Below are 21,405 nucleotides of genomic sequence, written 5' to 3' on the forward strand. Positions count from 1 at the left end.
TTAGCCGTTTAATTTAATAAATCCGCCATCGATGGGGAAATCTGTTCCCGTAATAAAAGAAGCCTCATCTGAGCAGAGATAGACCGCAAGATTAGCTACTTCTTCTGGTTCTCCCATACGACCAATGGGTTGCGTAGCCGATAATTTCCCGAACATTTCCTTTTCCTGACCGGGATAATTTTTAGACAAAAATCCGTCTACAAAAGGGGTATGGATACGGGCAGGGGAAATGCTGTTGCAGCGGATTCCCTCCTGAACATAATCTTTGGCTACAGAATAGGTCATTGTGAGCACAGCGCCCTTGGTCATCGAATAGGCAAACCTATCTGAAATTCCCACAGAGGCGGCGATAGAAGCCATATTAATTATTACGCCATTCCTGTTCTTTTTCATTTTTGCAATGCAGGCATGCATGCAGTTGTAGGTTCCCTTGATGTTTACCTGATAAAGGCGATCCAGATCTTCTCCGGCTGTATTTTCCAGGTTGCCAATATGTGCAATTCCTGCGTTATTAATTAAAATATCCACCTTCGGAATCTTTTGAATTACTGTCGCTACTTTTTCTCCGTCAGTAATGTCACAGGTATGAACAGTAACGGCCTCTCGTTCTGTATTTAATTCTGAAGCCAGTTTTTCTGCGGCTTCTGGGTTTATCTCCAGAATGTGAACAATAGCACCCTGCTCTACAAAAGCTTCGGTAATAGCTTTTCCAATTCCGCTGCCGCCGCCGGTTACTATTGCAATTTTATTTTTTAAGCTGAATTTCATTTAGCCAATTATTGATGTCTTCAATTTATATTCAGATTCTGCTTTCCAAATAGCTCCGTGAGGAAAAGAATATTCTTCTAAAGATTCCTTTTTCATCGTGATGCTATATCCTGCTTCCGTGGGTAAAAGATAATTTCCGTTTTTAATTACTACAGGGTCTACGAAATGTTCGTGCAGGTGATCTACATATTCAATTATTCGATCTTCCAATTTTCCACTGATTGCTATATAATCTATAATGGACAAATGCTGCACATATTCGCAAAGACCAACGCCACCGGCGTGTGGACAAACCGGAATATCAAATTTCGCTGCCATCAGAAGAATAGCTAAGATTTCGTTTACGCCTCCAACCCGGCAGCTGTCGATCTGGCAAATTCCTATGGCACCGGCCTGCATAAGTTGTTTAAAAACTGTACGGTTCTGGCAATGCTCACCTGTTGCCACAAGAACCGGATCTACCGCTCTGGCAATTTTTGCATGGCCCAAAATATCATCTGGACTTGTTGGTTCTTCAATCCACCAGGGATTAAACTGGGAGAGGATTTTCATGTTTTTAACAGCCTCATTTACATCCCATTTCTGATTGGCATCCATCATTAGTTTAAAATCTTCTCCAACTTCCTCTCTTATAATAGCTGCCCTGCGAACATCGTCTTCCAGGGAAGAGCCCACCTTCATTTTTATATGTTTCCAGCCATCAGCCTTTGCTTCCCGGCACAATTTCCTGATTTTTTCATCAGGGTATCCAAGCCATCCGGCAGATGTGGTATATGCGGGATACCCATGCTTTTCCAGGTAATCTATACGCTCATGTTTGGTAGTTTCTTTCTCCTTCAGCATGCTGATTGCTTCTTCAGGAGTAATAGCATCGGTAATATATTTGAAGTCCACACAGGCCACAAGTTCTTCGGGAGTCATATCGGCTAAAAGTCGCCACAGAGGTTTACCTTCAACTTTAGCATAAAGATCCCAGACTGCATTCACCAATGCGCCGGTAGCAAGATGGATAACGCCTTTTTCCGGACCCAACCATCTTAACTGACTGTCACCGGTGATCATCGTCCAGAAAGCACCCATATTTTCTGTAAAGGATTCCAGTGTTTTATTCAGAAGGAGTGGGGATAAGGATTCAATGGCTCTAGCACAAAGTTCATTTCCACGGCCTATGGTAAAAGTGAGTCCGTGGCCTTCAATATCTTCCGGATGATCTGTTTTTAAAATAACGTATGCTGCTGAATAATCGGGATCAACATTCATAGCATCAGACCCGATGGAGCTCCTGCTGGTGGGGAACCGTACATCGTGTACCTCGATATCAATTATTGTAACTGGTTTTTTCATTGCATTAATTTCTTGCATAGACCCGCTGATAATCCTGGAGATATTCGGTGGGTGAATAATTTGTTATTGCTTTAAATTGCCTGTTGAAGTTGGAGAGATTGTTAAAACCTGATTCGTAGCATATATCGGTAACAGTATACTTTTGCTCCAAGAGCATTTTACAGGCGTATCCCACACGTATTTCGTTAAGATAGCGGGAAAAAGTTTTTCTGCTTATCCTTTTAAAAAAACGGCTGAATGCAGCCGGATTCATATGCGCAATCTCTGAAACATCCTCTAGAGAAACCGACTTTTTGAAGTTATTGAAGATATATGCATAGACTTTATCCAGATTGTTATTATCGCTCTGGTGAAAAGAGTTTAAAAACCCTGAACTCGATAATAAGACTGAATTCTTAGATTTTGATAAGAGGTTGAGAACTTCCAGCATCTTTACTACACGCCCGAAATCATCAAGTTCCACCATTTTCATTATTTCACTGATAATTTCATCATTTTTATCTGTGAATTTGATACCGCGCCTTGCCTTTTCGAAGAGCTGCCCGATATGTTTCATCTCGGCGGTATGGAAAAAGTCATGGCCTAGAAATTCCTGTTTAAAATGAACTGCTATTGCTTCAGCTTTCAGCTCTGAACCTTCAGCAAAATAAGCTTTGTCATTAAGCCACATATGAGGCAGGTTCTTGCCCAATAATATGATTTCTCCCTGGCTGAACTTTTCAATACTATCCCCAACAAATCTTGTCCCCGTACTTTTAAGCACCACTACAAGCTCCAACTGCTCATGGTAATGCCACAGCTTCAGAAAATTTGGATAGCTGTTATAATGTACAGAGAGACACTTGTTTCGTAGATCTGTCCGGTCTAAAAAGTGTAGTTTCATATAAGGGACGTATGAGACTTGATTTAAATTACTTCTGACTTTAAGGAATTAGAATGAATTCCCTAAAATCAGAAATAATTTTTACAGCGTATACCCGCAATCAATTTAACAAGTAATTTTAGTCTTCCTGATCGACAATTGCATCCAAGAGCTCGGGATAAAGCACTTCCCCCGTTTCACGATCAAAAATCGCAAAACCATTCGCGTCTTCATCACCATTATCCCAATAAAAAGGAACTAATCCATGCTCCATGGCAGATTGCGTTACATACTCCATATAATATTGGCGGTATTCATCATGTCCTTCCACATCTGGTCTGGCAATCGCGCCATATTCTCCCAAGATAACACCTACACCATTATCAATAAACTCGGTTTTCATTTTGTTGAATTGCTCATCAACATAAGATTCATTTGCCCAGTCTTCAGATTCCGGTGCATCATCTCCCCATTGATATACATTGCTTTCTTCATTTAATGTGAAATTATAAGGATCGTAATAATGAACTTCCATCATCAGGCGGTCATCTACTACATCTTCAGGAATTTCAGCGAAATTAAGCGTATGGTCAATATTAGTATTAAAGCCTTGCACCACTAAATGACGGTAATGATTTCTTCCGCCCGTAGCTCTTACAGCGTCCACGAAAGTTTGATTGAATCCGTTTTGTACCGTGTAGTATTCTTCAGTAGGAGTTCCATAGTCACCTTCTACCATTACTTCATTTGTACCTGCAAAAAGCAGTTTGTCATCATAATCACGGAAATTAATAGCGATTTGTTGCCACATAATTTCAAGACGGTTATTTACATAATCTTCATCATCATAAGTAGGTTGCATCCATCCGTTATCCCAATGAGTATTGATGATGGCGTACATACCATTATCAAGGACCATATTTACCACTTCTTCTACACGGTTCATCCATTCTTCTGTAATTACAAAATTTTCTTCATCTGAAAATTTACTCCAGGCAATAGGGATACGTACTGCATTGAATCCGGCGTCTTTAACCGACTGGATTAGCTGCTCATTTACCATTGGATTTCCCCAGGCGGTCTCGCCACCAATGGCATCAAGAGAGTTCCCTAAGTTCCAGCCAATTTCCATTTCATTAGTAAGTTGTACACTTGTCAGGTCACGCATATCAGTTTCATCCGGTGGGATAGTTGCTTCGGGAGTTTCGGCTGGCGGAGCTTCGGCAGCGGCCTGAGTTATCAGGATGTCCATAGCATCTTCTTCAGTAGAAACAGTAAGCGTTGCGGTTCTTTCTTCGGTAGCTTCATTAGCCTCTGCCGTAACTACCACATCACTGGTTTCTACTCCTGATTCCGCAGATAATGAGATCCAGTCTCCACCTCCGGAAATCGTCCATTCTTCACCGCTGGTAATAGCAATGGTATTTTCACCTCCTGCGGCTTCAAAGTCTATGGAAGCAGGAGTAACACTAAATTCTATTTCTTCAATTGGAGGGGTTGTTTTTGGTCCGTCATCTTCTTCTGTGCACGACGTAAAAACAATGCTCACGAAGAACATTAGCAAAACGCCAAAAGCATTAAATTTTTGTTTTTTCATTTTGATAATTTTTTGATTAGTATTTACTCGATTTCAATATTGATCTGTTCCAGAATATTTCTGGAAGAATTTCCTATTTTAAGGGTATAGGTTCCTGGTTCAACCGTCCAGGATTTGTTATCTACATTATAATAAGCAAGTTCTTTTACCGGAATTTCAATAGAAACTGTTTCTGAACTTCCTGCTGAAACCGCAACTTTTTTAAATCCTTTTAATTCCTGGGCGGCACGTTCTATTTGAGAATCAGATTTCGACATATAAACCTGTACCACTTCTTTTCCATCTACTTCACCGGTATTTTCCACCTCAATCTCAAGGGTGATCGTGTCATTTTCTGTATAGGCTTCTTCCTTATTTACTTTTGGGCTTTTGAAGTCAAAAGAGGTATAGGAAAGTCCGTAGCCAAAAGGATACATGGGTTCAATATTCTTTGTGTCGAACCAGCGGTAACCCACCAGAATTCCTTCTTCATAAGTTACAGATTCGTCTCCCGGAAAGCTGTTAGTGGCATGAGCGGGAGAATCCTCAAGACTTACAGGCATCGTCCATGGTAGTTTTCCGGAAGGATTTACCTCTCCTAAAAGCACATCTACTAAAGCATTTCCACCTTCCGAACCGTTGAACCAGCTCCATACAAGGGTAGAAGCATTTTTCTCTACCTTCTGAAGATCAAAAGGTGCACCGGCAATCATTACAATAATGGTATTTGGATTGGCTTCTTTTACACGGTCAATCAATTCTTCCTGCCCAAACGGAAGCTGAATGTCTCTTCTATCTGCAGCCTCCGATTCGTAATCCCTGTTGGATCCGGCAAAAATTATAGCTATATCTGAATTTTTTGCAGCTTCGACTGCTTCCTGCACCATGTTTTCATCCAGTTCGTCAATGGTTTCCCTTCCATAATTTTGATTTTGATCGTTTGCAGGGACATAATTTTCCTCATACCCTTTCGCGTAATTGATGCTAACAGACTCCGGAAGCTTATTTTTTAGTGCATCCAGCGGAGTTATTTCATTGCGGGTTTTTACACCAGCGCCAAATCCGCCCTGGGCGTAAGTTCTGGTGGCATTGTTTCCAATTACAGCAATGCTTTCAATTTCTTCAAGCTTTACAGGAAGCAAGTTTTTCTCATTTTTCAGCAGTACCACAGATTCTGAAGCAATGTCATAAGCGTCCTGAAGATGAGCTTCGGTATTCCTGCTTCCTTCAGCACGACCAGTAGAATCAATACTTTTGATGTTGTACATTACCCTAAGTACGCGGCGTACATGTTTATTTACTTCTTCTTCTGAAAGTTTTCCTGCCTGCACAGAATCAATTAGAGGCTGTGCGAAATAATACTCATCAAAAGGAGCATTGGTGCCCATCTCTACATCGGCACCTGCTTTTAATGCTTTCACGGTACTATGAATAGCGTCCCAATCTGATACCACAAATCCTTTAAAGCCCCATTCGTCTCTCAAAACGTCCTGGAGCATATACTCATTTTCATTTAGATAGTCTCCGCGCAATCTATTGTACGCGCCCATCACACTGTAGGCATGCGCTTCTGTAATTGCAGCTTCAAATGCAGGAAGATAGATTTCCCGTAGGGTTCGCTCATCCAGCAGAACGTCGACTGTTCCACGGTTTGTTTCCTGATTGTTAACTGCATAGTGCTTTATGGAAGCCGCGACGTCATTCTCTTGTACCCCAACAATATAAGGCACAGTGATTTTTTTATTCAAGAACGGATCTTCAGAAAAATACTCATAAGTACGTCCTCCCAGAGGAGTCCGGATGATATTAAAAGCCGGAGCGAGAAGAACGTCTTTATTCCTGTCACGGGTTTCTGCGCCTATAACATTTCCGAAGGTATACGCTAAATCAGGGTTCCATGTGGCGGAAAGTCCACCACCGGCAGGCAGAAAAGTAGCGTAATCATTCTCCCAGCCTGCATTTGCCCAGGAATCCCTGGAGATTTCCTCACGAACTCCCAGAGGGCCATCGGCCATGGTTAATTCCGGAATTCCCAGTCTTGGTACACCCGAAGTGGCAAACATGCTGGTCCCATGAAGCATTCCCGATTTTTCTTCGAGAGTCAGTTGTGCGATAAGGCTGTCAATTTTCTCTTCGTATTCCATACTAAGAGGCTCTCCCTGAAAAATTTTGTTTTCTGAAGAATCTGTGTTGGGGGTATTAGTTTGTGCATCTTCATTACAGGCAGTAAAAGCAATAAAGCTTAGGATGCTTAATAAAGGAGCTATTCTGTTTTTCATTTTATAATTTTTTGCTTCAGTAATTGTTTTTGTAAGGAAAATCTATTCTATTATAATTTTTTGAAGCTTATTGCCGCTCCTCCGCTTGCACCAAGTTCGAGTGTAAGCTTATCTGCGGCTGTTACTTCTTTATTGGTTATTTTTACCTCTGAAGGATTATTTTGATATCCTGTTCCTTCAGCATCTGCATAGATCTGGGCTTCGTAAGTTGCTCCTTCATCAAGAAAGGAAAGGGAAATTTCCAGATCACGTGCATTTTCATCGGTTATACTTCCCAGATACCAGTCATCACTGTCTATATCTTTTCTTACGGTGGTGATATAATCACCTATTTCTCCGTTCAACACTTTAGTGTCTTCCCAGTCCATTGGGACATCTTTCAAAAACTGAAATTCCGGTTTGTCCACGTAGTTTTCCGGTAGATCGGCCAACATTTGTATAGGCGAATATACAGTTACCAAAAGAGCCAGTTGTTTGGCTGAAGTGGAGTGAACCCTTCTGCCGGGATATCCCTGGCTAACTTCCACATCAAGAATTCCGGCGGTGAAATCCATAGGGCCAGCAAGAAAACGGGTGAATGGGAGGATAGTCACGTGTTCTGGAGGGTTACCATCGCTCCAGGCGTTGTATTCAATTCCGCGTGCACCTTCCCGGGCTAGCATATTAGGATAGGTACGTCTTTCCCCGGTGTCTTTTATAGGTTCGTGGAAAAGAACAGTCAGTTTATGCTCAGCTGCTTTTTCCAGAACATATCTGAAGTAATTAACTCCGAATTGTCCGTGATGCCATTCCTTCATATTCAACATAGAACCAACGTGTCCGATTTTAACTTCACTGATCCCTACTTCATTATAAAGGGCAAAAGCGCTGTCTATCTGTTTCAGGTAATTGTCGATATTGGAACCGGTTTCGTGATAGCCTATAATTTCTACTCCGTTTTCAGCAGCATAATCGGTAACTTCTTTAAGATCAAAATCATCTGTGGCATCGGTAAAGCTAAACTGGTGCAGGGCATTTTCGTACCATGAAGGAGTCCAGCCTTCATTCCATCCCTCAATTAGCAGGTGGTCAATTCCCAATTGATTGGCATAATCTATATGTTCTTTTGCATTTTTGGTAGAAGCCCCATGATTTTCACCTTCCCAGAAAGTGTATTTCCCAATATGCATTCCCCACCAGATTCCAATGTACTTTACAGGCTCTATCCAGCTAGTGTCTTCAATCTTGTTTGGTTCGTTCAGGTTTAGGATTAGGTAGGAAGTAATAAGGTCTGTTGGTTCTTCCCCGATCTGGATTGTTCTCCACGGGGTAGTAAATGATCCGGTGGTACGTACTTTCACTCCGTCTGCCCAGGGAACTAAATTTGCTTTTAGCTCAGTTCCTGAAGTCTTTTCCAGGGTCATGCTGGCAAAATCTGTCAGGTTTGCTTCGTGAAAGCTAATTGCTAAACCGTTTTCACTTTCTATGGTTAACGGAGTGTGCACCGTATCTAACTCACTTACAGGAGTGGCTTCGAAAAGATTTTCATATCGTTGTTCGTGATAAGCAGGGATCCACCAAGCTTCACCGTCATCTTTTAATCTGAAAGTGGTAAGTTCGTCCATTATTAAAACACTATCGTTGATTCCCTGCTCCGGAAAAACATATCTGAAAGCAACTCCATCATCAAAAGCCCTAAATTGGACCTGAAGTTTTCGCTGTTTTTCGTTTTTCTCCTGAAGGTTTATAACCAGCTGATTGTAATTATTCCTGATGTTCCTTTTTTCACCCCAAACCTGCTCCCAGGTTTCATCAAAAGAAGATTCCTCTACAGAAGTGATTTCGAAGTTTTTACTCAGGGAATCATTATTCCTGAGAACAAAACCCATTTCTGAAGGGGAAATAATTTCAGTATCCCCGTGTGAAACAGAGTAGTTCGGGCTGTTGTTTGATAATTCAAATTTAATTTTATTCTGCCCGTCCGGAGAATTGAGTTCATGGATAGTGGTTTCTTCCTGTTGTCCACAAGAGATCAACGAGATGAAAAGTGCGGGGAGTATGCTTAATCTTTTTATCATTTTTTATTACTTATCTGTATATAGAAATTTATTTCTGCCATTGGGTTCTGAAAGTTGTTTTTCCACTTAAAGAATTATCTGTGACTTCAAAATTGTTTCCTCTTTTTGAAACTGTTATGGTTTGTACAGCGTCACCTTCAGGAAGAAAAATCTGACCTGAAGCTGTGTCCGTGCCTTCCGCAGCAAAAACTTTTAGATCAAGATATGACCAATCCATCGCCTGGGTGGACTGTGCCAACTTGATATGCGGAATTACCGTTCCATCTTTTACCAAGACGATAATTGGAATATCCCCTGCTGCAATGGTGTGCCATCCGCTTTCATAAATTTTTTTGGTCTGGTAATCTATCCATTTTCCTTCCGGTAAATAAACCTGCCTTTCTGAAACTTCTTCAAAAAGTGGGGCAACCAACATGCTTGATCCAAACAGGTATTGATCGTCCACCAGCCACGAACCTGCATCATCGGGAAATTCCACAAACAAAGCACGCATCATCGGAAGCCCTTTTTCAGAGCTTTCTTTTGCCTGGGCATATATGTACGGCATCAGTTCGTAACGCATATTATCGGCTTTTCTGAAGGCTTGTAAAAAGCTCTCATTGTACAGCCATGGCTCTGTTGGTGGTTCGCCGTGGCTTCTTACGTGCGAAGACAACATTCCGAAAGGGGTCCATCTTCTGTAAAGATCTTCGGGAGCGGCAGTTACAAATCCGCCCACGTCATGGCTCCAGAAACTGAATCCGCTAAGACCAATCGATAGTCCGCCGCGCAAAGTGGCAGACATGGCAGTATTTGTAGTGGCGGCGTCACCACCCCAATGTAAAGGATACCGCTGACTTCCAGCCCACGTACTTCTTGCCCAGATCAGGGAATAACCTTTTTCTTCTTTTGTTAATTCTGCTACCGCTTTGTTGTAGCGTAGCGGATATAAATTGTGCTCATAAAATCCGGTTCTGCCGGAATGGTAAATTCCGTTTGCAGGTGCCGCTTCCCCAAAATCCACTTTAAAAACGCCCACTCCCTGATCGAACAGGTGGCGGAGTTTTCCCTGATACCATTCCACTGCTTCAGGATTAGAAAAGTCGAGCACAGCATCCTCATAAGGAATATTCCCCTTTCGGTCTTTTACTGCAAGTCCGTTTTCCACGATCTCGTCAAAAAGAGTGTTCTTTGGTGTAAAGTAGGGGAGTTGCCATAAAGAAACATGGAAGCCGTCTTCTCTCATATCTGCCATCATATCTACAGGATCATCAAATCGATCTGCCGCAAACTCATAGTTGTTGCGCCAGTCCACATCAAACCAGCCGGTATCGAAATGGATCACATCGCTTGGGATCTTATGCTTTCTAAGGTTGCTGGCTATTTCCCGGCCTTCCTCTTCAGAAAAGTAAGTGATTCTGCTCATCCAGAATCCGAAAGACCAAAGCGGGGGCATTTCAGTTTTACCCGTTAGATCTGTGTACTCATCCAGAATATCTTTAGGTTCACCAAGGAAGAAGAAAAGATCGGCAACATCATCCCCAATCATCATGTTGTTGGCTGCATTAAAATATTTTCCGAAGTCGACTGTAATAGGAGAAGAGGTATGCATAAATACTCCATATCCACGGCTGCTCATGTAAAACGGAATTGGTTTATACATGGTCTCGTTTTGTACTCCGTTGGCATCATCAACCCAAAGAACCACTTTTTGTCCGCGTTTGTTGAACTGCGTAAAAGATTCTCCCAGTCCGAAGATCTTTTCGCCGGGTTCAAGGCTTAAAACTGCTGCCATACTCCGCGAATAATCGCTGTTTCTTCTTACGTACGAAAATGGCAAAACAGGAGTATACGTATTTTGCACGTCTGTTTTATGAAGTGTACTGGTCAATAATTTACCATTTTCGTCATAGAGTTTTACATGCCACGGCTGAGTAAGGATTTCCACCTTTCCATGTTCGCCGATATATTGGTGGCCGCCTTCTATTTTTGAGTAAGTCCATGCTTCGGGATTGCTTGGAGCTGTACCATTGATTAACATTAGGGATTCTTCCTGGTTGTGAAACTGCGGTCCAGAAGCCATTTTGATTCTAATCGTACGATCTGAAACAAACTGAATTTTAAATGGCAATTCCGGAGAGGCTTCATATTCGGTAGCGGGAAATTCATTTGCTGCAACCGTGTCCGGCTTCATTAGCATGTTGTTAAAAGCCTGTCTTGTTTGATAGGTGTGCCGTTTGTACTTTATTGTGCCTTCTCCAGCTTCAGGATTAAAAGAAACCAATTCATCAGCGAAATAAAATGTATTTGAGTAATCTTCGAAATCTTTGCTGACGTCTATTGGTTCGTTGAGGACGTTGGCATTCTGAATCTGTGCGCCTGCCTGAAAAATACCAGCGGTGAGACAGACCAGACTGAGGGATATTTTTTTTATCCATCTGTTTCTCGTGATCATAGTTTTATAGTTTTATTGCTCATAGTTTTATTCAAAAGTAATAGTAGTAGATGCCGATTCTAATCCTTCGGAAGTTGCAGTGAGCTCTACTGCACCTGCATTTTTTCCGGACTGCACGATCACAAGCACTTTTCCGTTAAGGGCAGAATGCTTTGTGCCTTTAAAGGATTCATGGTTTGTAGGATCACCACTTGCGACTCCTACTATCTTTCCGCCTCCATTCAATTCGAATTGAACCAGATTGTTTGCCCTTGGAGCTAAAGTACCATCTTCATCTGTAATGGTAACGGTAATAAAAGAAAGGTCCTGTCCGTCAGCTTTAATGCTTTCACGGTCGACTTTCAGAATTAATACCGCAGGTTCCCCGGCAGTTTTCACCACCTTTTCCAGAACCGTTGCTCCGTCTTTTCGGGAGACAGCTTTTAAAGTTCCTGCTTCGTAAGGGAATCTCCACATTACGTGCAGGTCATCTCCTTCTTTTCTTTTTATTCCTTTGGATTCCCCGTTCACGAAAAGCTCTACTTCGTCGGCATTATTGTAATAAGCCCAAACATCTACCGTTTGTCCTTCTTCCCAGTTCCAGTGTGGCAGGATGTGCAGCACATCTTCATCTGTCCATTCACTCTTGTACATGTAATAGGAATCTTTTGGGAATCCGGCGAGATCTACAATTCCGAAGTAGGAACTTCTTGAAGGCCATGTATAGGGCGTAGGTTCCCCTAAATAATCAAATCCTGTCCAGATATAGAATCCTGAAAGGAAGTCATGTTTTTTGATGATCTTCCAAGTCTCTTCATGAGTAGAACCCCAGGGAGTCCTTACCTGGTCAAAAGCTGAAATCGTATTGTCGGGATTCCCTCCGTCAAAAGGGATGTCCCAACGTACAGGCCAAATTTTAATAGTATCTGAAGGAAATTCATAATATCCCCTTGTCGCTAAAGCCGAAGTTGTTTCGGTGGCAATAAAAGGAGTATTCGGAAAATTCACCTGATGTTTAGGATAAGTTTGATGCGCATAGTTGTAGCCTATAATATCCAAAGCTCCCGACCCCGCGAGGGCATTAGGCTGCTGAGGTTCGTCAAATTGAAGGGTCACATCATCATCACTGGTATGGACGGGCGGATTCATTGCAGCGGTAACTGGCCTGGTAGAATCGATTTTACGGGTGATTTTCGCCAGTTCCCTGCCTATTTCTGCACCACGCTCGCTCCATTGTTCCGGAATTTCATTTCCTATGCTCCACATAAAAATACTCGGATGGTTGCGGTCTCGTAATAGCATATCGGTATGATCACGTTCGTACCATTCATCCCAATAATTGCTGTAGTCGTGTTCTGTTTTCCCCTGTTCCCAGATGTCAAAAGATTCATCCTGAACGATAAAGCCCATTTTATCACATAGCTCCAGTAATTCTGGTGCCGGTGGGTTGTGGGCAGTCCTTATTCCATTAACGCCCATTTCCTGCATAATTTCCAACTGGCGTTCTATGGCTCTTGTGTTAATAGCCGTACCCAAAGGTCCTAAATCATGGTGAAGACAAACTCCTTTAATCTTGATCTGTTCCCCGTTAAGAATAAAACCTTCTTCAAGATCAAATTCAAAGCTTCTTATTCCAAAAGGTGTTTCATACCGGTCCACAATTTCCCCGTCCAATTCAATTTCGGTTACTGCAGTATAAAGTCCAGGATTTTCTACCGACCATAATTCAGGCTGGTCCACTGTAGCCGTTTGCTGAATTTTATGTTCTCTATCCTTATCAATGCTGAATTCCTCGCTGGCGGAAGTGACTTCGGTTCCATTCCGAAGAATAATGGTCCTGATTACTGCATTTTTAGCTTCGGGATATTTGTTTGCAATCGTAGTCTCAATGTTAACAGTAGCACTATCTTTACTGACTTCCGGGGTGGTAACAAATGTTCCCCATTTTGCAACATGTAATTTATTTGTGCTGATGAGCCACACATTTCTGTAAATTCCCGATCCGGAATACCAGCGTGAATTCGGTTGCTCTGAATTATCAACTTTTACAAGAAGTTCATTTTCCACTTCTCCGTAGTTAAGATAGGGGGTGAGTTCATATTGGAATCCCATATATCCATTGGGACGATTCCCAAGGTAATTTCCGTTGATCCAGACTTCACTGTTGTGGTAAACCCCGTCAAACATTACAGAAGTTACTTTGGTACTGTCGCTTTCCTCTAGAGTAAAGGACTTTTTGTACCAACCCATTCCTCCAGGCAAAGCTCCTCCACCTGTGCCTGCAGGATGCTCCTGACTAAATTTGCCTTCAATACTCCAGTCGTGCGGTAAATGGAGTGTTCTCCACTCGGCATTTTCTGAAATGGAATCATTACCAGATTCGTTTAGGTGGAATTGCCAATCCGAATTAAAAGCAATTTCTCTATCTTCAAAAGCAGCTTTTTCTTCCTCCTCCTGGCAGGAAAAAAGAGAAAAAAAGAATAGTATATAGAGAGGGTTTAGTTTTCTGAAATTCATTTGAAAACTTTTTATAACATTAAAGTAAAGCCGAACCAATGAAGATGGAAGTAGCTAAACTTTCATCTTCATTGGTTTCAGCAATTAATTATTATTGATAGAAGCAATTAAGGCAATTCTCTGTAAATTATTTAATTAGTACATAATAATTTCCTCAATGTTAGCAGAGACAGCATCCATATCTGCAAGATCAGCGGCTAGACCAACCACATCTATTACAAAAACAAAGGTTCCCTGAGCTGGACTGGGAGCCTCATAAGTTACAGTGTAAGTACCATCTCCATTAACAGTTATTACATTTCCATCACCCTGAGGAGCCCAATCGCCATCGGCAAAATAGATCTTCGCATCATAAGAGCCTGCGGCATCTTCATTTAGTGTGATCCCACTTAAGCTAAAAGTTATTTCTACCTTTTCGCTAAAAGCTACGTCAGACCGGGTTAAGCCTGGGTCATCCATTGTGGAACCATATTCATTAAATAGTTCAAGACGAAGGTTGCCATTCTCTTCAATATCACCTATTGCCAATTTAGAATTATCAAAGTTTAGAGCAATCGGTTCAGTTGTTCCTTCTCCATCTCCATTGCCTTCATTACCGCCTAAAATATAATGGAAAGCCAACCATTCGTCTGAATCGGCATTATAACTTGTACCAAACCAGATTCCGCGGGATTGGAAATCATCATATGCCTTAATGACTTTTATAACATGGGTGGTCGGATTCATCCAGTGTCCTTCCGGTCCTTGTATTAAAGTATTATTTACAAGAGTGATTTCATTTGTTTCTTCATTAATGCTGAAGGTACCCGAAGTTTCCATACCATTTTGATAGCGGGTGTAATTCATACCGCCCCACTGGTCAAAACGTATCCATGAATCTGCTGCTGCTTCGTCCCAGCCTGCGTTCCATCCCCAGTCTCTGGAGCTGTCTGCATTTTCTGTCCAGCCAATTCCTGAAGCTATCCAGTCCACTGGATTTCCTTCGGCGTCAAGTTCCCATATTCTTCCTGAAGAAGGTCCACCGGTCAACATCTGTAATAATTCACCAGATTCGAATTCAGGATCAAAACCTTCATCTATCGTTGGCTCTACTTCTTCCGGTACATAGTTTTCTTTAAATTCTTCAGAAACAAAATTATAAACCAGTAAAGCAGCTCCGTCACAATCGTCCCGTCTTAAAACTCCAAGTTGCATAGTGTCTTCTGTTAATGACATTACCCGCACGTTGCTCCAGTCATTTACACATTCATCGTTGTTTACACTATGTAAAATCTCTACATCATTATTAAGATTAATCATATGTGCGTCCTTATCCAGGAAAAATGTTCCTGACTGCTCTCCAAGGGAAGGCAGCATATTATGATTTACAGTGACATAGGGGCCTCCTTCAAGACTAAAAGTCATTGATCCATAATCTCCTGCAGGCATTAACCACGTGTTGCCAGACCATTCGGGACTCCAGTTCCAACAGTCACCACCTTCTTCATAGCAACCTGTAGCACCGCCATCCCATTCGCCTCCGCCTTCCAGCCAACCATTGTCGGTTCCATAGAAGTACAGCGGTCCTACGAAATGTATGGAAGTTCCTTCTTCATCAAGATCCAGTACCCAGGTTTTAGATTCTCCATTACCACCGGTTAATTTAGTCCAAAGCGGGTCATCTACATAACTAAGATTGTCTTCAGTAACAGATATGGTTACAGGATCTAGATCTACCACTCCTCCGGCAGTAATTACATTAAGATCTATCTCATAATCTCCCTGAAACGCAAAGCGTACTGTATCAACAACTCTTGAAGATTTACCAGTTCCATAATTCCAGACGGGAGTGGCCCCGGGTGTGTTAAATTTTAAGATGACCGTATTCCCACCAGCATCAATATCATAATCCTGAATGATTTCATAATCTATTTCTGAAGGATCTAGTTTTTCTCCCATGGAATAATCTTCGGGCTGGCAGGAGGTGAGAAATACCCCTGCCAAAAAGAACGCAAACCATATTTTTAAATTTTTCATAACGCTAATATTTTAAGTTGTTCTATTACCAGCCCGTATTCTGTATTAATACGCCATTGGATAGGGTAATCTGGTTATTAGGAATTTGTTGTAAACCTTCAGTTTCCTGAATATTTGAAGCAGAAATTACTTTGGGTGTTTCTATACCGCCATTCAGCAAAGTAGTATCTTCAGCAATAACCTGAGCAGCTTCGCTAACACCACGTCTTAGAAGATCCCAGTATCTTATTCCTTCCAGAGCAAATTCCAGCCATCTTTCATGCTGAATACGCTCAAGAGTGACTGATTGTGAGCTGAAATCATCCTGATATGCCCTTTGTCTTACAGCATCAAAATAACTTTGTGCATTTGGGCTACCCAGCTCTGCAGCCATAAGTAAAACATCTGCATATCTCATAACATAAAAGTCCTGAAACTGACCAATCTGAAAATCTGTTCCACCTAATTCCACAGCAAGGCTACCTCCATCCTCTGTTGCCAAAGGTGTATATTTCTTCGTATAATATCCGGTATATTCTCGCTGATTTTCAATTTTATCAAAAGGAATTTCTTCTTCATCTATGGCGATTATAGAAGCATCTCTTCTGGTATCATCTTCATCATATGCATTGTAAAGCTTAGGATTTACTGTAATCCCCCAACCCTGTGCATATGGATAATGTGTAAATTCACGCATTCCCAACATTACCATCCAGTGGTTTCCATCTGTATTTCCATCATAGTCACTGGTGTAAGTATGTTTTACTGAGAATACTATTTCTTCATTGTTTTCTCCGGCAAAATCATCTACAGATGCTGCAGGCCATAATCTTGCATAGTCTTCCAACAAACCATGACCACTGCTGTTAATTACATCTTCAAGATGTGAAAGAGCATCAGCCTGGCTAACCATACCTACAAGGTCTGACTGATTGTAATAGCCTGTATAGTAAAGGTAAACTCTTGCAAGCATAGATTTTGCAGCCCAACGGGTAACCCTGCCAGATGGAACTGCGTTATAGGATTCTACCGGAAGGTTTTCACTACCAAACATCAGGTCTTCAGCAATAACAGTATAAACTTCATCAGGGTCTGCCTGGGGTATATTTTCTGAAGAAGGCTCTGTTAATAATGGAATATTCCCCCAGAGTTTCACCATTTGAAAATACAAATAAGCCCTAATAAATCTGGCTTCAGATTCGTACTGGCCGCGTAACTCGGGATCGTCACTCCAATCGATCTGGTCCATTTTATTAATGAGTACGTTACATCTGTACAGCGCACGGTAATATTCTATCCATAAAGTTTCATACAAATTCCCGTATGTTGGAGCGCGGTTAATATCAAATTCATCTACCGCCTGAAAGTTGAATGGATCGGCATTTCCCACACCACCAAACATATTATCTGATAGAACCATACTGGTTACTGGGTAGCTTAAGCCGGCAACCCCTCCGGAGGCTATTTGAAGGCCATCATAACATCCAGCAAGGGCAGAAAAAGCATCTTCCGGAGTTCTGTAGAAATTCGCGTCTGTTGTTTCTGTAATGGGTTCTGCATCAAGAAAATCTTCTGAACAGGATACCGTGCTAAGTAACCCCAGGAACAGTAAGAAGTAAATATTTAATCTTTTCATTACTAATTTTTTTAAAATGTTACATTTAATCCTACAAGGAATGTTCTCGGTCTTGGATAATAACCTAAATCAACACCAGAGGAGAAATTATAAGTATCGTTAGAAATACCATATCCAATTTCAGGATCCATCCCGTTGTAGTTGGTAAAGGTGTAAAGGTTAAGAGCAGAAAAATAAAGTCTTAGTTTATCTACTGCAAAATCCTCTGTAATTGTTGAAAAATCATAACCCAAAGTAAGGTTGTTTATTCTCAGGAAATCACCATCCTGTACATAGAGATCCGAGAAATTTGAATAGTTCCTGTTATCCAGGGTTACTCGTGGAACTGTGTTGGAAGACCCGGGCCCTGTCCATCTATCAAAAACAGCAGTGGTGTAATTGGCAAACTGGCTCGCCTGATTTCTATAAGATTGTACCAGCTGGTTTCCTGCAACACCGTTGGCAAGCATGGAAAAATCCAGCCCTTTATAGTTAAAGGAGATATTGAAACCATAAGTAAGATCAGGGTTTGGATCACCAATGTTTGTTTTGTCCAAATCATTAATAATCCCATCATTATTTTGATCCACCAATATAACATCACCTGGTCTTGCATTAGGTTGGATAAGACGACCATTGGCAGTATAATTGCTTACCTGCTCTTCTGTTTGAAAAACTCCCCCTGTTTCCAGTCCCCAAAAATAACCCAGGGGAAAACCGCTTTCTGCTCGATAGAATTCCGGTGAATTGTCAAAAAGCTGGTTGGTTAAACCGTGGATAATCCCATCTTCTGTTGGAATGTTACCCACTTCATTCTGGTTGTAAGCCCCATTTACACTAACATTATAGTGAAAATCCTGACCAATACTATTATTGTATCCAATTGCAAGTTCAACACCTCTGTTGGTCACATCACCCCCATTAGTAAACGGAGGCGCAGCACCTGCTGTAGCAAGCACGGGCGCAATTATTAACCAATCTTGTGTGGTTTTTTCATAAAGGTCAAGATTAACAGTTAAGGTGTTTTGTAAAAGCCTTGCATCAAGACCAAAGTTAATTTGTTGCGAAGTTTCCCATTTAAGATCTGGATTTGCCAATCTGCTGGGATAAGCACCTGGAGTTTGAAGGGCTTCTTCGCTTCCAAAATTGTAATTGGTATTTAAGAAAGTAAGCGGCGCAAGATATTGGAAAGCACTTGCATTCTGGTTACCCACCTGCCCCCAGCTGGCTCTAAATTTTAAATAACTAAAGAAGTCGGAATTTCTCAGGAAGTCTTCTTCCGTAGCAATCCAACCAACAGAAATTGAAGGAAAATATCCCCAGCGATTGCCTGGAGCAAAGTTTGAAGATCCATCTGCCCTAAAAGTAGTGTTTAATAGGTATTTATCTTTGTAGTTGTAATTTACTCTACCAAAGTAAGACATCCTCTTGTTCTCATTATTAGGTCCACCTCCCTGGTCCATTAAAGCACCTTCAGAATTAAGAGCATTATCGAGCCACGCATGTTCCAGATCATTAAAAATAAGATCTACGTTATTACCATTAATATAGGTGCCCTGGTAGCTAAACGAAGAAGTACCGGCAAGAACCTCGAAAAGATGATCCTCTGCAATGTCAAAATTGTAAGTCAGCAAATTATCCCACAGTAGGGAATAACCTTTACTCTGATTTTGGTAAACCCTGTCCCGCTCGTTAAATGTATATACAGATAGCTCATAAATAGGCTGGTAAGAGTGTCCTTCAGAAGCGTAATAATCGAGACCCATACTTGTTCTGAACTTGAGATTTTCCATTAACTCAAATTCGGCATACACATTTCCCAGTAATTTCTGGGTATTACTCTCGTTCTGATTATTGTAAACCATAGAAGCGTATGGATTTGCCCATCCACTCAGCCATGGCTCATTATCATTGGCAGTATTGTAAAATTCACCGTCATTATCATAAAAGTAAACTGTTGGAGGAGTTGCAAAAGCACCACGTAAGCTATTGCTATACTGGTTACCCACACTAACACCGTTACTATTGATGTATGAAAAAGTAAGGTTTTCTCCAAATGTTACAAAACCGTCATAAAGTTCATGTTCAGAGTTTAATCTGAAATTGATTCGTTCATAGTTAGAAAGATCTTCCCCACCTACTACTCCTTCATCCTGGGTAAAAGATAAAGAAGATGAAAATGTAGAAGTTTCGCCACCTCCGGAAAAACCTATATTATGGTTTTGGGTAATAGTATTTTCCTCAAACATTTCTTCCATCCAGTTCGTGCCTTCACCAAGACTGGCAATTTGCTCGTTGGAGAAAATAGGAGAACTACCAGAATTAAGCGCTGCTTCATTCGTGATAATCGCATATTCAGTAGAATTAAGCATCTCTATCTTGTTTGGTACACTTTGGACTCCATAATAAGAATCGAATGTGATCCTAGAGCTGTTTTTTCTCCCCCCTCTTGTGGTAACCAGGACCACACCATTGGAGGCCTGGGAACCATAGATAGCTGCAGAAGCGGCATCTTTTAGAATGGAAATCGATTCTATATCTGCGTTATTTAGATAAGAAATGTCTCCCGTTAAAACCCCATCAACAACATAAAGTGGAGAGTTATTACCAGTAGATCCAATCCCCCTTATCCTTACATTAAGACCAGACCCTGGTTGGCCCGAAGTAGAAGTTATTTGTACTCCGGGAGTTTGTCCCTGCATCGCCTGTAAAGCGTTTGTAGTACTACGATTCTGGAGATCTTCCCCATCAACCTGTACGCTGGCTCCGGTTACAAGTGCTTTTCGTTGAGTACCATATCCAACAACCACAACATCATCCAGGGTATTTAAATCTTCCTGGAGAGCGATGTCTATGGTGTTTCGGTTGTTAATATCAACCACCTGTGTCTCAAAGCCTACAAAGCTAAATTGCAATTGGGCATCTGGTGCTGCAGTAATAGTGTAATTACCGTCAAAATCGGTCACAGCTCCTGTTTGCTGTCCCACAATAGTGATACTTGCTCCAGGAAGAGGAAGGTCATCGCCTGCAGAAGTAACCGTTCCTGAAACCTCAATCGTTTGCGAAAACGAAAAAGAGAAACAGAAGAAACTAAACATAAGCAACAGGTACTTGCTGCACCTACTAAAATAAAAGAGGTAAAATTTTAACATGTGATGAGTTGTTTTAGTTAATTATAAAAGTGATAAAAGAGTATGTTGCAATATTTCATTTTTTTGAAGAGTCAATATTTTTCCCAATAATCATTTATAGATTTTGTGAACTCCCCATTATTTGTTCAAAATGTTACGGATAACATAATTATTACCAAATATAAAGACAGGGATACCCTCGTACTAAATGTTTTTTTGCAGATGCTAATACTTTTTTTGCTTACATATCTTGAAGTAGCTGTATTGAGCACACTTAATACCATAATGTATAGTTAAATAATTAGCAGTGAGTAGTATAGTGAGTAGTATAATGATGGTTTTGAATCATATTATCTGCTGAAGTCCTTATTGAAAATAAAGTGCGGAAAGCTGTAGAGACTATAGGTCGATAATTACCATTCTGAACCAGCACTTTAAAGAATCAAATCTAATAAATTGCCTTATTCCGCTGAAGATAATGTCTTATATGTTCAATCTCTACTGAAAAAATCCCTTCTACCTCCATAACTACCTATTTCATTAAAATAGCACTACCGGAAATAGGAAACGGCATCAGGATTTAATTTTCAGGTCGAAAACTGACATTTTAAGGCATTAGCTTTACTGGTAAAATTACTTTTTTTGGCGAAAAAACATTTTCTTAGAGAAGATTTGCAGTAGGAGGAAAACTGCAGGTCGATAATTGCCATTTTTGGCAGTACATCTTGAAGAAAATCAAATTTTTTTAGAAATAGAAGATCGCTTTGTTCTTTTTCAGATAAATTTAGATTTTTACCTGTCAGACTCAAGGCTTCCGAGTCGATAAGTGCCAAATTTAAGTTGGACTA

Annotated in this window: 11 protein-coding genes; all 11 read right to left on the reverse strand. The window is 41.0% G+C overall.

What is annotated here, in order from left to right; genetic code table 11:
• The 11 genes from RM549_RS07920 to RM549_RS07970 all read right to left on the reverse strand — a co-directional run bounded on the left by RM549_RS07920 (nucleotide 1) and on the right by RM549_RS07970 (nucleotide 20,578).
• On the reverse strand, nucleotides 1-768 hold the full coding sequence (locus RM549_RS07920) for an SDR family NAD(P)-dependent oxidoreductase (RefSeq protein WP_311683504.1): 768 nt from the start codon (nucleotides 766-768) through the stop codon (nucleotides 1-3).
• Entirely contained in the window at nucleotides 769-2,112 is a 1,344-nt protein-coding gene (locus RM549_RS07925) for an L-fuconate dehydratase (protein WP_311683506.1), read from the reverse strand.
• Nucleotides 2,113-2,116: 4 nt separating this feature from the next.
• Nucleotides 2,117-2,995, reverse strand: a complete 879-nt coding sequence (locus RM549_RS07930; RefSeq protein ID WP_311683508.1) for an AraC family transcriptional regulator — start codon at nucleotides 2,993-2,995, stop codon at nucleotides 2,117-2,119.
• 118 nt (nucleotides 2,996-3,113) lie between these two features.
• Nucleotides 3,114-4,571: a cellulase family glycosylhydrolase gene (locus RM549_RS07935; RefSeq protein WP_311683510.1), complete on the reverse strand. Its 1,458-nt coding sequence runs from the start codon at nucleotides 4,569-4,571 to the stop codon at nucleotides 3,114-3,116.
• 23 nt (nucleotides 4,572-4,594) lie between these two features.
• A complete protein-coding gene (locus RM549_RS07940; RefSeq protein ID WP_311683512.1) occupies nucleotides 4,595-6,829 on the reverse strand; it encodes a glycoside hydrolase family 3 C-terminal domain-containing protein in 2,235 nt (744 codons plus the stop codon).
• A gap of 50 nt (nucleotides 6,830-6,879) precedes the next feature.
• Nucleotides 6,880-8,886 carry a glycoside hydrolase family 97 protein gene (locus RM549_RS07945; protein ID WP_311683515.1) on the reverse strand — a complete coding sequence of 669 codons (2,007 nt, stop codon included), beginning with the start codon at nucleotides 8,884-8,886 and terminating at the stop codon, nucleotides 6,880-6,882.
• Nucleotides 8,887-8,914: 28 nt separating this feature from the next.
• Entirely contained in the window at nucleotides 8,915-11,320 is a 2,406-nt protein-coding gene (locus RM549_RS07950) for a glycoside hydrolase family 31 protein (RefSeq protein ID WP_311683517.1), read from the reverse strand.
• A 27-nt stretch (nucleotides 11,321-11,347) separates the two neighbouring features.
• Nucleotides 11,348-13,816, reverse strand: a complete 2,469-nt coding sequence (gene galB, locus RM549_RS07955) for a beta-galactosidase GalB (RefSeq protein ID WP_311683519.1) — start codon at nucleotides 13,814-13,816, stop codon at nucleotides 11,348-11,350.
• 135 nt (nucleotides 13,817-13,951) lie between these two features.
• Entirely contained in the window at nucleotides 13,952-15,832 is a 1,881-nt protein-coding gene (locus RM549_RS07960; protein WP_311683521.1) for a copper resistance CopC family protein, read from the reverse strand.
• Nucleotides 15,833-15,857: 25 nt separating this feature from the next.
• A complete protein-coding gene (locus RM549_RS07965) occupies nucleotides 15,858-17,447 on the reverse strand; it encodes a RagB/SusD family nutrient uptake outer membrane protein (RefSeq protein WP_311683523.1) in 1,590 nt (529 codons plus the stop codon).
• Between the two features lie 11 nt (nucleotides 17,448-17,458).
• Nucleotides 17,459-20,578, reverse strand: coding sequence for a SusC/RagA family TonB-linked outer membrane protein (locus RM549_RS07970; RefSeq protein ID WP_311683525.1), 3,120 nt, complete (start codon nucleotides 20,576-20,578; stop codon nucleotides 17,459-17,461).
• Nucleotides 20,579-21,405 lie beyond the last annotated feature (827 nt).

The sequence above is a fragment of the Autumnicola patrickiae genome, from assembly GCF_031846525.1.
Taxonomy (GTDB): Bacteria; Bacteroidota; Bacteroidia; order Flavobacteriales; family Flavobacteriaceae; genus Autumnicola; species Autumnicola patrickiae.

Coding starts and splice junctions, on each gene's coding strand:
- RM549_RS07935 (WP_311683510.1), bottom strand. CDS start 4,571: ATGAAAAAACAAAAATTTAATGCTTTTGGCGTTTTGCTAATGTTCTTC.
- galB (WP_311683519.1), bottom strand. CDS start 13,816: ATGAATTTCAGAAAACTAAACCCTCTCTATATACTATTCTTTTTTTCT.
- RM549_RS07965 (WP_311683523.1), bottom strand. CDS start 17,447: ATGAAAAGATTAAATATTTACTTCTTACTGTTCCTGGGGTTACTTAGC.
- RM549_RS07930 (WP_311683508.1), bottom strand. CDS start 2,995: ATGAAACTACACTTTTTAGACCGGACAGATCTACGAAACAAGTGTCTC.
- RM549_RS07920 (WP_311683504.1), bottom strand. CDS start 768: ATGAAATTCAGCTTAAAAAATAAAATTGCAATAGTAACCGGCGGCGGC.
- RM549_RS07940 (WP_311683512.1), bottom strand. CDS start 6,829: ATGAAAAACAGAATAGCTCCTTTATTAAGCATCCTAAGCTTTATTGCT.
- RM549_RS07925 (WP_311683506.1), bottom strand. CDS start 2,112: ATGAAAAAACCAGTTACAATAATTGATATCGAGGTACACGATGTACGG.
- RM549_RS07950 (WP_311683517.1), bottom strand. CDS start 11,320: ATGATCACGAGAAACAGATGGATAAAAAAAATATCCCTCAGTCTGGTC.
- RM549_RS07960 (WP_311683521.1), bottom strand. CDS start 15,832: ATGAAAAATTTAAAAATATGGTTTGCGTTCTTTTTGGCAGGGGTATTT.
- RM549_RS07970 (WP_311683525.1), bottom strand. CDS start 20,578: ATGTTAAAATTTTACCTCTTTTATTTTAGTAGGTGCAGCAAGTACCTG.
- RM549_RS07945 (WP_311683515.1), bottom strand. CDS start 8,886: ATGATAAAAAGATTAAGCATACTCCCCGCACTTTTCATCTCGTTGATC.